The sequence below is a fragment of the Streptomyces actuosus genome, assembly GCF_016921115.1.
GTDB classification, from domain to species: domain Bacteria; phylum Actinomycetota; class Actinomycetes; order Streptomycetales; family Streptomycetaceae; genus Streptomyces; species Streptomyces actuosus_A.
This window is the reverse complement of sequence record NZ_JAFFZS010000066.1, coordinates 1-13,428: the sequence shown is the minus strand read 5'-3', so window position 1 is coordinate 13,428 and position 13,428 is coordinate 1. Positions and strand designations below refer to the sequence as shown.

The 13,428-nt window shown below is 72.2% G+C and carries 11 protein-coding genes; 7 read left to right on the top strand and 4 right to left on the bottom strand.

Annotation, left to right across the window (positions count from 1 at the left end; translation table 11 throughout):
- Positions 1–105: 105 nt before the first annotated feature.
- The 6 genes from JS756_RS35020 (at position 106) to JS756_RS34995 (ending at position 7,335) form a co-directional block, all read left to right on the top strand.
- Positions 106–1,863, top strand: a complete 1,758-nt coding sequence (locus tag JS756_RS35020) for a DUF3492 domain-containing protein (RefSeq protein WP_205387310.1) — start codon at positions 106–108, stop codon at positions 1,861–1,863.
- Positions 1,864–2,309: 446 nt separating this feature from the next.
- Positions 2,310–3,485 (top strand): hypothetical protein, encoded by a 1,176-nt coding sequence (locus tag JS756_RS35015; protein ID WP_240204839.1) that lies wholly within the window; start codon positions 2,310–2,312, stop codon positions 3,483–3,485.
- 108 nt (positions 3,486–3,593) lie between these two features.
- Positions 3,594–4,553, top strand: a complete 960-nt coding sequence (locus JS756_RS35010; protein WP_205387308.1) for an NAD-dependent epimerase/dehydratase family protein — start codon at positions 3,594–3,596, stop codon at positions 4,551–4,553.
- Entirely contained in the window at positions 4,541–5,290 is a 750-nt protein-coding gene (locus tag JS756_RS35005; protein WP_205387307.1) for a spherulation-specific family 4 protein, read from the top strand. The genes JS756_RS35010 and JS756_RS35005 overlap by 13 nt, the downstream gene beginning before the upstream one ends.
- 62 nt (positions 5,291–5,352) lie before the next feature.
- Complete coding sequence (gene moeZ / locus JS756_RS35000) at positions 5,353–6,531, top strand: adenylyltransferase/sulfurtransferase MoeZ (RefSeq protein WP_205387306.1); 1,179 nt, start codon at positions 5,353–5,355, stop codon at positions 6,529–6,531.
- Positions 6,532–6,939: 408 nt separating this feature from the next.
- Entirely contained in the window at positions 6,940–7,335 is a 396-nt protein-coding gene (locus tag JS756_RS34995) for a DUF5958 family protein (RefSeq protein ID WP_205387305.1), read from the top strand.
- A 171-nt stretch (positions 7,336–7,506) separates the two neighbouring features.
- On the opposite strand, the gene JS756_RS34990 is transcribed toward JS756_RS34995, so the two are convergent.
- The 4 genes from JS756_RS34990 to JS756_RS34975 all read right to left on the bottom strand — a co-directional run bounded on the left by JS756_RS34990 (position 7,507) and on the right by JS756_RS34975 (position 12,287).
- Positions 7,507–10,053, bottom strand: a complete 2,547-nt coding sequence (locus JS756_RS34990) for a tetratricopeptide repeat protein (protein ID WP_205387304.1) — start codon at positions 10,051–10,053, stop codon at positions 7,507–7,509.
- Positions 10,050–10,475, bottom strand: coding sequence for a hypothetical protein (locus JS756_RS34985; protein WP_205387303.1), 426 nt, complete (start codon positions 10,473–10,475; stop codon positions 10,050–10,052). The genes JS756_RS34990 and JS756_RS34985 overlap by 4 nt, the downstream gene beginning before the upstream one ends.
- A 568-nt stretch (positions 10,476–11,043) precedes the next feature.
- Positions 11,044–11,739 (bottom strand): iron-dependent transcriptional repressor DtxR, encoded by a 696-nt coding sequence (locus JS756_RS34980; protein WP_205387302.1) that lies wholly within the window; start codon positions 11,737–11,739, stop codon positions 11,044–11,046.
- 8 nt (positions 11,740–11,747) lie between these two features.
- Positions 11,748–12,287 (bottom strand): YbhB/YbcL family Raf kinase inhibitor-like protein, encoded by a 540-nt coding sequence (locus JS756_RS34975; protein ID WP_205387301.1) that lies wholly within the window; start codon positions 12,285–12,287, stop codon positions 11,748–11,750.
- Positions 12,288–12,434: 147 nt separating this feature from the next.
- Here JS756_RS34975 and JS756_RS34970 point away from each other — a divergent pair, with 147 nt between their 5' ends.
- Complete coding sequence (locus JS756_RS34970) at positions 12,435–13,109, top strand: GntR family transcriptional regulator (RefSeq protein ID WP_205387300.1); 675 nt, start codon at positions 12,435–12,437, stop codon at positions 13,107–13,109.
- The last annotated feature ends 319 nt before the right edge of the window (positions 13,110–13,428 follow it).

Genomic DNA, 13,428 nt, shown 5'->3' with positions numbered 1-13,428 from the left:
CCCCAGCCCCCCCCCCCCCGCCACCGCCTTGTCCGCATACGTTCGTCCCGCTGCGAGCCGCCGGGCCAACGGCGGCTCCCCAAACGGGAGATCGGGGGTGTACTCGTGCGCATCGGACTGCTTACGGAGGGTGGCTATCCGTATGTGAGCGGTGACGCCGGGCTGTGGTGCGACCGGCTCGTGCGCGGGCTCGGGCAGCACGAGTTCGACATCTACGCGCTCAGCCGCAGTGAGCGCCAGGAGGACGAGGGCTGGGTCCCGCTGCCGCCTCATGTCAGCAGGGTGCGTACCGCGCCCCTGTGGACGGCGGAGGACGACGGGGCTGCACCGGGCCGGCGGGCGCGCCGGCGGTTCGCCGAGCACTACGGGGAACTCGCCACGGCCCTGTGCGCCGCGGGCGCCGACGGTCCGTCCGGCGAACCCGGCAGGGTCCCGCGCACCACCGAGGCGGACCGTTTCAGCAGCGCGCTCTACGGTCTGGCCGAACTCGCCCGCGACGAGAGCGGCCTGGTCCGCGCCCTCCGCTCGGAGGGAGCGGTGCGCGCCCTCGAACGTGCCTGCCGCGCGCCGGGCGCACTGCGGACCGCACGCGAGGCCCGCGTCCCCGACCTGCTGACCGTCGCGGGGCACGTGGAGCGAGCCCTGCGCCCCCTCTCCCTCGACTGGTACGAGGACGACGGTCTCGGCGCCGTCGACGTGTGCCACGCGGCCTCCGGCGGCACGGCCGCCCTGCCCGGCCTGCTCGCCGCCCACTTCTTCGGCGTACCCCTGCTGGTGACCGAGTACGGGGTGCGGCTGCGGACGCACTACCTGGCCTCCGGGGCCGCCCCGGCCCCCGGAGGTGCCCGGCAGGGGGAAGGCACGGACGACGCGCCCGCCGTCCGCGCCCTGCTCGCGGCCTTCCACGGCCGGCTCGCCGCCGAGGTCTACGGGCGGGCCGCCCGCGTCACGCCCGGCAACGCCCACGCCCGCCGCTGGCAGGAGCGGTGCGGCGCCGACCCCGCGAAGGTCCGCATGGTCTACCCCGGCATGAACGCCGCCCGCTTCGCCGAGGTCGGGGAGTCGTCCGAGTGCCACGAGCCCGACACACTGGTGTGGGTGGGCCGGGTGGAACCCGCCAAGGACCTCGTCTCGCTGTTGCACGCGTTCGCCGAGGTCCGCAAGGAGGAGCCGAAGGCCCGCCTGCGCTTCGTCGCCACCGGCGCCGGGGCCGAGGGGGAGGCCTATCTCGGCCACTGCCGTGTGCTCGCCGCCCAGCTCTTCCCCGACGAGGCCGACGGACTGCACGCCGTGGGCTGCAATCCCGTCTCCTTCGAGGAGATCGGCGGTCCCGAGACCGCCACCCTCGCCGACGCGTACGCCTCCGGCGCGGTGAACGTGCTGTCGAGCGTCGTCGAGGGTTTCCCCGTCGGCCTGGTCGAGGCCATGTTCTGCGGGCGCGCGACCGTGTCGACCGACGTGGGCGCGGTGGTGGAGGTCATCGGCGGCACGGGGGTCGTCGTACCCCCGCGCAATCCGCGGGCGCTCGCCGAGGCCTGTGTGGCGCTGCTGCGCGACCCCGAGCGCCGCGCACGCCTGGGCGCCGCCGCACGCGCGCGTGCCCTCGAACTGTTCACCGCCGAGCAGAACATCGCAGCATTTCACGGCATTTACCTGGAGCTCGTCTCCAGTTGCCCGGTCGACCGCGTCGTCGTCGACGACACCGGCGAGCCCCTGCCGTTCGGCGTGCCCGCCGAGGCGCACGTGCCCGGCCGCTGGACCGCGCCGGGCACCCGTGCGGTGGCCCGGGGCGGACCGGCCTGGGCGGCCGGACCACCGGTCCGCGCGTCGGTGCCGACGCCCGCGGGGGAGGGAGCGCGATGAGCGACCTCGGAGAACTGGACCGCCCGGGAACCCCGGCCGGCGCGGCCGCCTGGGACCCCCGCTCGGAGGCCCTGCTGCACCCGCCCGCGCCCAGAAACGCGCCCACGCCCGACGGATCACCCGCTCACGACGGCGCGCCCGGCGCGGCCCTCGGCGCGGGTGCAGCCGAGGGTGCGCAGACCGGCAGCCCGTCCGCCCCGGGCACGGAGGGCGGCGCCGTGCACGCCGCGCGCGTCGACATCCCCGGTGCCCACGTCGCGAGGGCGGAACGGAACGGCGGTCCCGGTCCGGACGCGTCGGCCGTCGGTGCTTCCGCCTCGGCGACCTCGGCGACGCAGAGTGATGCCGCTCGCGTCTCGGCCTCCTCCAGCGGCGGCGCCCCCGCGCCGGACACGCACCGCGAAGCCGTCCCCGTCCCGGCCTCCCGGAGCGAGGCCGTCTCTGCGCTGGCCGCGCAGGCCGGCCGGGTCCCGGACCGCGATGCCGCGGGACCGGACCACCGGTCCACCGCCCGCCGACGGGGCGGCGCGGACCCCGTCAAGGCCCTGATGCACCGACACCGGGAACTGTGCGAACGGGCGGTCGACCCGCTGGAGATCGCGGCAGGTCTGGAGGCGCACGGCGTCACCGATCGCACCGCCGCGCGCTTCCGGCACCGGGACGTGTTCTCCCTCGCGGAGGAGATGTACGCGCGCGTGCCCCGCGGCGGAGACACCCCCGCCGCCGACGCGCTCACCGCCCCCGAGACCGCCCGGCCGCACCCGGGCCGGCTGCTGCTCGCCTCCCTTCCGGGTGCGTTCGCCGCCGCCACGGTGGCCGGACTGCACCTCACGGAGGGGCGCGCCCGCCTGTACGTGGCCGCCGTCGGCCTCCTGGCCCTGGTCCTCGCCGTCCGCGCGGCTCTCGCCCGCGGGCCGTTGAGCTCGGGAGAGCGTGCGAGGAGCGACCGGCGACCCTCCGGCAGCAGTTCCCGCGTCTGGTGGCTGCTCGGCTACGCCGCCCTCGGCGACGCCCTGCTGCGCGCCGCCGTCCACGGGGGACCCGACGGACTGCCCGACGGCACCCCCGACGGCCCCTGGCCGCTGACCGCCGTCCCCGTGCTCGCCCTCGCCCTGTCCTGCCTGCCCGCGGCCCTCGCCGCCCACGTCCTCGCCGAAGGAGCCCGCCGCAGAATGGCCGCCAGCCGCAAGCTGACGGACTTCGCCGCGGCCGTACGCCCGCTGCTGGCGAGCGCGATCGCCCTGTACCTCGGTCTCCTGACGGCCCTTGTCGCCGTCTGCGCCGCGGTCCTGGACGAACCCGCCGACTACGCCCAGGCCCTCACACTGGGCGCCCTCCTCCTGCTCGCCCGCCTCCTCCACATCCACGGCTTCACCCACGCCCCCGCGGTCGTCCTCACCGCGGCCGCCGCCGCGGAGGCCGCCGCCACGGCCGGCGTCCTCGCGGCCCGCCTGCCCGGCTGCGGCTTCCTGGCGGTCCCCGTCGACACCCTCGTGGCGGCCTGGGGCCCCGGCAGCGTGCCGGCCCTGGTGTGCGGGACGGGCGCCCTGATCCTGCTGACCCACGCGGCGCGCACCCTTTCCCGCGCGTCCGCCCACGTACGCCCGAGCGACCCGCGGTGATCCGCCCCCCACGTCACCGGCGCCGGGCCGCACACCACCGGAACACCCCGAAGGAGAACATCAGATGATCACGTCCCGACCCGAGGACCCGGCCCGGGGAGCCGTGCGATGAGGGTCCTGCTGATCGGAGCCAACGGCTACCTCGGCCGCTTCGTCGCGGACCGCCTGCTCGCCGACCCGGCCGTCCAGCTCACCGCGCTCGGCCGCGGCGACGACGCCGACGTCCGCTTCGACCTCGCCACCGGCAGCCCCGGAGCACTCACCCGCTTCCTCGACGCGGTCCACCCCCAGGTCGTCGTCAACTGCGCCGGCGCCACCCGCGGCGGCGCCCGAGAACTCACCCGGCACAACACCGTCGCCGTCGCCACCGTCTGCGAGGCCCTGCGGCGCAGCGGATGCGGGGCCCGCCTGGTGCAGATCGGCTGCGGCGCCGAGTACGGCCCCAGCCAGCCCGGTTCGTCCACCGCCGAGGACGCCGTGCCCCGCCCCGGCGGTCCGTACGGCGTCAGCAAGCTCGCCGCCACCGAACTCGTCCTCGGCTCCGGTCTCGACGCCGTCGTCCTCCGCGTCTTCTCACCCGCCGGACCCGGGACCCCGGCCGGCTCCCCGCTCGGCCGGCTGGCCGAGGCCATGCGCCGCGCCATGCAGTCCGGGGACGGAGAACTGAAGCTCGGCGGCCTCGGGGTCCAGCGCGACTTCGTCGATGTCCGTGACGTCGCCCGGGCCGTGCACGCCGCGTCGCTGTCGGCCGCGCAGGGCGTCATCAACATCGGCTCCGGCCGTGCCGTCCGGCTGCGGGACGCCGCCGCCGTCCTCGCCCGCGTCGCCGGCTACGGCGGCGCCCTCCACGAACTCGACGGGCCCCCCGGACCGCTGCGGGCGTCCATCGGCCACCCTCGCGCCGACTCCGACCACCCGGCGCCCGTCGCCTTCCCCTACCCCGACGGCTGCGGCAGCTGGCAGCAGGCCGATGTGCGCACCGCACGGGACCGGCTCGGCTGGCGGCCCCGGATCAACCTGGAGGAGTCCCTCGCCGACATCTGGATGGAGGCGGCATGCCGTATCTGACCAGCACCCCGGCGGGCACCCAGAGCACCGACATCCGTGCCGGCTTCGGCGTGCCCGGCCTGGCGCACCCCCTGCTCGCCCCGGCCGAGTGGGCCGAGCTCGCCCGGCCCGGAGCCCCCCTGCACTGGGTCGTCCTCGACGTCGCCGACGGGCCCGGTGCCCGCCCCGACCCGCAGTGCCTGGAGGCCGCCGGCCGCCTGCGCAACGCCGGCGTCCGCGTCCTCGGCCGTCTCGACACCGGTTTCGCGCTGCGCGCGCAGGGCGATGTGCGGGGCGACGCGCAGCGGTACCTCGACTGGTACCGGGTCGACGGCTTCCTCCTCCGGCGCTGCCCCGCCGGACGCGCCGAACTCCCCGTCCTCCGGCGCACGGTCGACGCGCTGCGCGGCCTGAGTGAGGATGCCCACATCGTCCTCGGGCACGGTATCCATCCGTACGCCGGCTACGCCGAGATCGCCGACCAGATGGTGACCTTCGCCGGCGCCTGGAACGACTACCGCTGGTCGCAGGCGGCCGAGTGGACCGCCGAGCATCCCCCGGAGCGTTTCTGCCACTTCGTCCACGGAGTTCCCCGTCCCCACCTGGAGGAGGCACTGCGCGTCGCCCGCTGGCACGGCGCAGCCACGATCTACTTCACCGACCGTACGGATCGCGGCGGACGGGCCGACCCCTGGGAGACCATGCCCGGCTTCTGGGACGAAATCGTCTCGCGCATCGGAACAGGTGTCTCGGAATGAAGAAGCACGTGGCAGTGTTACGGCAGAACAACCGTAGTGATTGACCGACCAACGGAGTCCCCGTGTCGCTGCCACCCCTGGTCGAGCCGGCCGCCGAGCTCACCGTAGACGAGGTCCGCAGGTACTCCCGCCACCTGATCATCCCCGACGTGGGCATGGACGGGCAGAAGCGGCTGAAGAACGCCAAGGTGCTCTGTGTGGGCGCCGGCGGCCTGGGCTCGCCGGCGCTGATGTACCTGGCCGCCGCGGGCGTGGGCACGCTCGGCATCGTGGAGTTCGACGAGGTCGACGAGTCCAACCTGCAGCGTCAGATCATCCACAGTCAGGCCGACATCGGCCGCTCCAAGGCGGAGTCCGCGCGGGACACCGTGAAGGGCATCAACCCGTACGTGGACGTGATCCTTCACGAGGAGCGGCTGGAAGCCGACAACGTGATGGACATCTTCAGCCAGTACGACCTGATCGTCGACGGCACGGACAACTTCGCGACCCGCTACCTGGTCAACGACGCGTGCGTCCTGCTGAACAAGCCGTACGTGTGGGGTTCGATCTACCGCTTCGACGGCCAGGCCTCCGTGTTCTGGTCCGAGCACGGCCCCTGCTACCGCTGCCTCTACCCGGAGCCCCCGCCTCCCGGCATGGTCCCGTCCTGCGCCGAGGGCGGCGTCCTCGGCGTGCTGTGCGCGTCGATCGGCTCCATCCAGGTCACCGAGGCGATCAAGGTCCTGACCGGCACCGGTGAGCCGCTGGTCGGCCGTCTGATGATCTACGACGCCCTGGAGATGCAGTACCGCCAGGTCAAGGTCCGCAAGGACCCCGACTGCGCGGTCTGCGGCGAGAACCCGACCGTCACCGAACTCATCGACTACGAGGCCTTCTGCGGCGTCGTGTCCGAGGAGGCCCAGGAGGCCGCGGCCGGCGCGACGATCACTCCCAAGCAGCTCAAGGAGTGGATCGACGAGGGCGAGAACATCGAGATCATCGACGTCCGCGAGACGAACGAGTACGAGATCGTCAGCATCCCGGGCGCCAGGCTGATCCCGAAGAACGAGTTCCTCATGGGCACCGCCCTGGAGACCCTCCCGCAGGACAAGAAGATCGTCCTGCATTGCAAGACGGGTGTCCGCAGTGCGGAAGTCCTCGCCGTCCTGAAGTCCGCCGGCTTCTCCGACGCCGTCCACGTCGGCGGCGGCGTGATCGGCTGGGTCAACCAGATCGAACCGCACAAGCCGGTCTACTGATCACCGCTCTCGCCGACCAGCGAGACTGAAGAAGCCCACGGCTCTGACCAGCTCGGACGCCGTGGGCTTCTGTCATTGTTGGTCGGCGTTGTTTGACCTCGGACGGCCCAGGGACGGCCCAAGAGGTGATCTCGGGCCGTTGACCCGGCTACCAAACCCCCACTTTTAGGAGAGAGGCGGGGGAGCGGGGGCGCTGACCTGGGGCTTCGTTACCTGGTCGGGCCACCGAGAACTCAACTGCGAGACAGCCCTGTTGACCGTGGCTGACCCTTGTATCTGGCACGACTGTGGCACGAGGCGAACAGACGGCTTGGAACCTGGTCGGCACTGCCGGTGCCCGGGGCACCCTTGCTGCTCGCGGGTGGCCCGTGCGCGTACCGTCGGTCTGAACGATGGGGGTGGAAGTCTGTGCTGTACGCACATGAGGTGATCCTGAACGGACTCGCGCAGGGGCGTAGACCGGTGACCGAGGGCGTTGAGTGGTTCGACGGCCTCTCGGAGGATGACCAGCGCAAGGTCCTTCACGCACTGGTGCTGTTCTGCGGGCAAGCCCGCGCCTGCGAGGAGGACGTGCCGGAGAGCATCGCGCGTTCCGGCATCCGCCCCACCCACACGCCGGCAGTGATGCTGACGAAGTGGCGCTTCGGGATGGAAGCACTCCCGGCCTACGAACTCACCAAGTCGTTCCGCCTGCTCGTCGCCCTCTTCAGGATCGCGGACACCCGCAGGCGGTCGCTGTACTGCGCTGGGGGATGTGGCCACGCGTGGCACAACCTCCCGGATTCACCACGGGACGCAACCTAAGGCGACTTCTTGCCTGTGTCCTGCCGGGGATATTGGTGGCCAGGCTTCTCCCTGCTCAGGAGTGGTGGGCGGTTCTTTGCGTGAAGTGCCCTGGCTCCCCCTGTCGGCCGGTTCGAAAGCCTTCTGATCCGTAGCTCTACAGAGATCGGTCAACGGGGGTCATAGAGGTCGCTAACGAGTCTCTGCGGGCGGTTGCCGGCCGTGGTCGGTTACTGAGGTTGCTGTACTTCTCTGCTGTACAGTGCGGGCGGCTGCGAGGTTGGTGCGGCTGGTCACAGTGTGCGGGTGGGTGTCGCCCAAGACCTGCTCACGCTGGGCGAGGGTGGCCTCGTACAGGCGGATGGCCCGCCTCAGGTCCCCCGCCGCGTGGTAGGCGGTGGCGAGGTTGTTGCGGCTGGTCAGGGTGTCGGGGTGGGCGTCGCCCAAGACCTGCTCACGCTGGGCGAGGCTGGTCTCGTACAGGGGGATGGCCCGCCCCAGATCCCCCGCCGCGTAGTAGGCGCCGGCAAGGTTGGTGCGGCTGGTCAGGGTGTGCGGGTGGGTGTCGCCCAAGACCTGCTCACGCTGGGCGAGGCTGGTCTCGTACAGGGGGATGGCCCGCCTCAGGTTCCCCGCTGCCTCGAAGGCGCCAGCGAGGTTGTGGCGGCTTTGCAGGGTGCTCGGGTGCATGTCGCCCAAGATCTGCTCGCCCAGAGCGAGGGTGGTCTCCAGCAGGGGGATGGCCCGCCCCAGATCTCCAATGGCGTAGTAGGCGGTGGCGAGGTTGTTGCGGCTGGTCAGGGTGTCGGGGTGGGTGTCGCCCAAGACCTGCTCACGCTGGGCGAGGGTGGTCTCCAGCAGGGGGATGGCCCGCCCCAGATCCCCCGCCGCCTGATAGGCGCCGGCAAGGTTGGTGCGGCTGGTCAGGGTGTGCGGGTGGGTGTCGCCCAAGACCTGCCCGCACTGGGTGAGGGCCACCTCCAGTAGGAAGATGGCCCGCCCCAGATCCCCCACCTCCCGGTAGGCACCGGCGAGGTTGTTGCGGCTGGCCAGGGCGCCCGGGTGGGTGTCGCCCAAGACCTGCTCCCGCTGGGCGAGGGTGGTCTCCAGCAGGGGGATGGCCCGCGCCAGATCTCCAATGGCGTAGTAGGCGGTGGCGAGGTTGTTGCGGCTGGTCAGGGTGTCGGGGTGGGTGTCGCCCAAGACCTGCTCGTACCGGGTGAGGGTGGCCTCGTACAGAGGGATGGCCCGCTTCAGATCCCCCGCCGCCTGGTAAGCACTGGCGAGGTTGTTGCGGCTGGTCAGGGTGTCGCGGTGGGCGTCGCCCAGGACCTGCTTGCGCTGGGCGAGGACGGCCTCGAACAGGGGGATGGTGCGGGCGGTGTGGCCTTGATGATGGAGGCGGTCGGCAATGGTGCTGTACGCGTCGGTGAGCGGGGCGTTGCGGTGTCCGGTCGGGGTGGTGGCGGCGAGGGTGACGAGGTGTGGGGTGAGGGTGTCCCACTGGCTGTCGGTGGTGCTTTCCTGGCCGTGAGGCGGTGCCAGGCTATGGAGGACTGCTTGCTCGGCGCTGTCGCGTCCTTGGAGGTGCCGGGGCCGTTGCGGGGTGTCGCTGGGTCGGGGTGTGCGTAGGACGGTTTGGACCAGGCGGTGGATGCTGAGGGTGGTGTCGGTGGTGGTGATCATGCTGTAGGCGGCCAGGGTGCCGATGGCTTCGGCGCTGTCGTCCGGGTCGGTGCCGGGCGGGGTGAGCAGGGTGTGGGGGATGTCGTCGGGGGCGAGCCAGGCGGCGGTGTGCAGCACCTGAACGGCCAGCGGATCCTCCTGCTCCAGGGTGTGCAGGGTGAGGTTCCAGATGCGTGCGATGGTGCGTTCCGCGTCGATGCCGTGGGCGGCCTTGGCGAGTTTGGTGCCCAGACGGCGGCGGTAGGCGTCGAGGCTGATGCCACGGTTCTGGGCGAGGTAGGCGCTGGCCTGCTTGATCGCGAGCGGAAGATGCCCCAGGTCAGCGGCAAGAGCGTGGGCATCGGCCCGCTGCCGCGCCGTGGGCGTGGTGTCCTTGAAGACAAGACGGCACAGCAGGGTGGTGGCGTCGTCGGGGTGGAGGGTGCCCAGGGGCAGGGTGGGGGAGGTGTCGGGCCAGCCGAGGGTGCGGCGACTGGTGGCCAGGTAGTGCCCCTGATGGAGTGCCCCGACATAGGGGGCAAGATCGTCGGGGTCCTCGACGTTGTCGTAGATGAGGAGCCAGCCGGGATGCCAGGCCAGCCACTGCCGGGCCCACGCCACCTGCGCCCCACGCCCGGCCGTGGCGGCCCAGCCGGGAACCAGTGTCCGGGTGAGACCGGCCAGGGACGTCTCGATCTCATCGGGCGAGGCGGCGTTGATCCACCAGATCAGGGTGTAGTCGCCTCGGTGACGGTGGGCGTAATGCAGGGCAAGCGTGCTCTTGCCGATCCCGCCCAGCCCGTGCACGGTCCCGCTGTGCGTGATCGCCCCTTCACGCCGCCCAGTCAGGGTGCGCCGCAGCCAGGCCAGTTCCTCCTGACGGCCCAGGCACAGCGGCGACGGAGGCAGGTTCGAGGTGCCCGGCGCCGCAGCGACTGTCTCCGCCGTCTGCAACGCCAAAGCAGGCAGCACCACGTCACCCGTGGTGATGGCGGTGCCGATCTGCTGGGCGGCTATCGACCGGTCCGCAGCCGCTTTGATCTGCGGCGCGGACGCGGCCTCGTCCGTGCTCATGGCCGAGGCGGGTTGTGACCGTCACCGGTGATCGCGGTGCCGATGTGCTGCGCGGCGATCGACCGCTCACCAGCCGCCGTGATGGTTAGCGTGCCCGCGGCCGGAGCGGGCAACATGGCCGGCAGTTCCTCCCGCAGTCCCAGATCGTCCTGCAACGCGCGCCTCAGCAGGCGGCCCAGCACAGCCGAGGAGTAGGCATCATCCTGTTCGTCGGCAGCCTCGCCCACGACCCGCTCCACCTCTGTCCGGTCCGCCTCGTCCCCGTGTGGCCAGAGCAGTTGCAGGATCCGCTGCCCCAGACCGACCGTCGCCTCGGCAGCAGCATCCTGCGCCCGGGTCAACACCGCCGCCCCGTAGGCTCCCACCGCGGCCGTCACCGCCGGACCCGCCGGCTCAACCAACTGCACGCTCTCGGCACCCACTTGATACCCCCGACCTCCACGGCTCGGAAAGAACACCAGGGTAGAAACACCACCCCAGCCTTGAAGCCAAAACGCCCGAATCACCCACGACACTTCCCCACCTCGCTCCAGGCACGCCTCACGCCATCAGCTTGGGAAGCTGCGGGCGCTTGGGGGCGGCTTGGGCGCTGACCTGGGCCAACGTTGCTGAGCGGTCCCAGCGGGCCTGGCCGCGTTTCACCGTGATTCCCCGTTGCTCCCCGCTCGATCTGGTGCGCTTGTGGTGCAGCGGCGTCGTCACTGCCCGCCCGCCTGCTACTGAGCGTTGGGTCGGTCTGCTGTCGCGGTAGGCGAGAGGGGGGCCAAGGGGGGTGGCTCAGCAGAGGCCCGAGCCACGTTTGCCCGAGACTCCGTGAAGCTTCGACATCACGCCCCTCCCAAGCTTGCGGCCGACCGCACGAGCCGGGGGAGCCCGGGCCGGGGCGGCCGGGGGCGAGTGTCGCGTTCGAGTCGTGGCACGCACGCCCCGACGGAACCGGATGAAACCCGCCGGGGCACTGCCGCGGCAGTGGGGTGCTGCCCGGACGGGTCAGCGCATGACGACGAAGATGTGCGCCGCGGTCCGTGCGGGGAGGTCGGCGGCCCGCCCGCTGCCGCCGCGGACCGATACGCCGCCGGGCGACGACGTCACGTCCACGACCGCGCCGGGCCGCACCCCGGCGTGCCGCAGGGCGTGCATCAGCCCGGCGTCGGTCTGGACGGTCTCCCCGATGCGCCGCACGACCGCGCTCGCCGCGTTCGGGCCCGGCGCGAGGTCGCCGAGGCTGACCATGCCGTCGTCGAGGAACGGCTCCGTCACGCATGTCTCGCCCAGTTCCCCCAGGCCCGGTATCGGATTGCCGTACGGCGACACCCGGGGGTGCCCCAGCAGCGCGAGGGCGCGACGCTCCACGGCCTCGCTCATCACGTGCTCCCACCGGCAGGCCTCGGTGTGGACCAGCTCCCACTCCAGCCCGATCACGTCGACGAGCAGGCACTCCGCGAGCCGATGCCTGCGCATCACCCGCGTGGCGAGCCGCCGGCCCTCCCGCGTCAGTTCCAGATGCCGGTCGTCGGCGACGTGCAGCAGGCCGTCGCGCGCCATGCGGGCGACGGTCTGGCTGACGGTGGGGCCGCTCTGGCTCAGGCGCTCGGCGATGCGTGCCCGGAGGGGGACCACGCCCTCCTCCTCGAGTTCCAGGACGGTGCGGAGGTACATCTCCGCGGTGTCGATCAGTCCGGACATGCGGCGTCTCAGGCGGGGGTCTCGGCGGTGGCGGTCAGGACCGCGCGGCCGAGGACGTGTCCGGCCATCGTGAAGCCGAGGACGGCCGGGGTGGCGTCGGCTGCCACGCCGACGGAGGCCACGTCCAGGGCGTGCACCACGACGACGTAACGGTGCGTGCCGTGCCCGGCCGGCGGCGCGGCGCCGATGAAGCGGGTGGCGCGGGCGTCGTTGGGGAGCTGGACGGCGCCCTCTGGGAGGCCCGAGCCGGTGTCGTCGCCCGCGCCCTCGGGCAACTCGGTGACAGTGGCGGGGATGTCGGCGACCGCCCAGTGCCAGAACCCGGACCCGGTGGGGGCGTCGGGGTCGTAGACGGTGACGGCGTAGCTGCGGGTGCCCGCGGGGGCTCCGCTCCAGGACAGTTGCGGGGAGACGTCCTTTCCGCCGGGTATGCCGAAGATGCCGGAGAACTGCTCGGGCGGCCAGGCGGCACCGTCGGTGACGGTGGTGCTGGTCACGGAGAAGGAGGCCGCCTCGGGGAGGCGGGCGAAGGGGTCGTCGGCGCTCATCGCGTCGTTCCTTTCAGGTAATGCCGTGGGGTGGCGGTGACGTGGTCGGCGGGACGGGAGATGTGACGCAGCAGCGCCACCATGTGCCCGCCCGATCGACTATGCGCACGATAATCGATTATTAGCCGGATCGTCTATGCTGCCGCTATGACCCAGACGGCACACAGCTCGGCTTCGTCGGGGAAGCAGATGCTCTCCGAGCAGGCCTACACGCGCCTGCGGGACGCGATCATGCGCGGGGACCACGGACCCGGCGACGCCCTCAAGCCGCAGGACCTCGCCAAGGAGCAGGGCGTGAGTCTGGCCGTGGTGCGCGAGGCGCTGGTGCGGCTGGTGGGCGAGGGTCTCGCCGACCGGCTGCCCAACCGCGGCTTCGCCGTCCCGGCGTTCTCCGACCGCCGATGGCAGGAGACGGCGGAGGCCCGCCGGACCGTCGAACCGGTTGTGCTGCGCATGTCCATCGAGCGCGGTGATGTCGACTGGGAGGCCCGCGTCCGAGCCGCCCACCACCGCCTGGCCCGCACCCCGGTCCATGGGCCGGAGGAGGGCGGGTACTACAGCGGCGCGTGGTCCGAAGCCCACCGTGTCTTCCACCGCACGCTGCTGGAAGGGTGCGACAACCCGGTCCTGCTGGAGACCTTCGACCGTATGTGGACCGCGAGCGAACTGGCGCGCCGCTGGTCGGCCCACCGCCACCCCGACCGGGACCACGTGGGCGAACACCGCCGACTGGAGGAAGCGGCGCTGGCCCGCGACGCCGACACCGCGGTCGAGGTGCTGACCCGGCACCTCACCCGGACCGCGGCCGGACTGACCGACTGACCCGCCCTGAACCCGCGAAGAACGCCTGATCCACCCGGCCGCGCCGATAGGGCACGGTCTCGATCGGGCCGACCGGGTGGACGGGCAGGCAAGGGTGTCGCGGTCGGACGTCCCGGAGGGCTCCTCCGCGGCAGGCCCGGGTATCCGGGGCGGCCCGACGTCGTGAACCGCCGCACCCCGGTGGTGACAACTGTCCTAGTAGATTGTTGCGGCTTATTTTTGCTGTGATGTTGGGTAGAGGTGGCGCAGTTTCACGCGTGCGTCGTCGGTGGTGAAGTGCCAGTCGACTTGGCGTTGGTCGCTGTTGGTCTGCTGCTGC

Excerpts from the sequence above, each read along its gene's own strand:
- JS756_RS34975 (WP_205387301.1), bottom strand. The coding sequence starts at position 12,287 with ATGAGCGCCGACGACCCCTTCGCCCGCCTCCCCGAGGCGGCCTCCTTC.
- JS756_RS35010 (WP_205387308.1), top strand. The coding sequence starts at position 3,594 with ATGAGGGTCCTGCTGATCGGAGCCAACGGCTACCTCGGCCGCTTCGTC.
- JS756_RS34990 (WP_205387304.1), bottom strand. The coding sequence starts at position 10,053 with ATGAGCACGGACGAGGCCGCGTCCGCGCCGCAGATCAAAGCGGCTGCG.
- JS756_RS35005 (WP_205387307.1), top strand. The coding sequence starts at position 4,541 with ATGCCGTATCTGACCAGCACCCCGGCGGGCACCCAGAGCACCGACATC.
- JS756_RS34970 (WP_205387300.1), top strand. The coding sequence starts at position 12,435 with ATGACCCAGACGGCACACAGCTCGGCTTCGTCGGGGAAGCAGATGCTC.
- JS756_RS34980 (WP_205387302.1), bottom strand. The coding sequence starts at position 11,739 with ATGTCCGGACTGATCGACACCGCGGAGATGTACCTCCGCACCGTCCTG.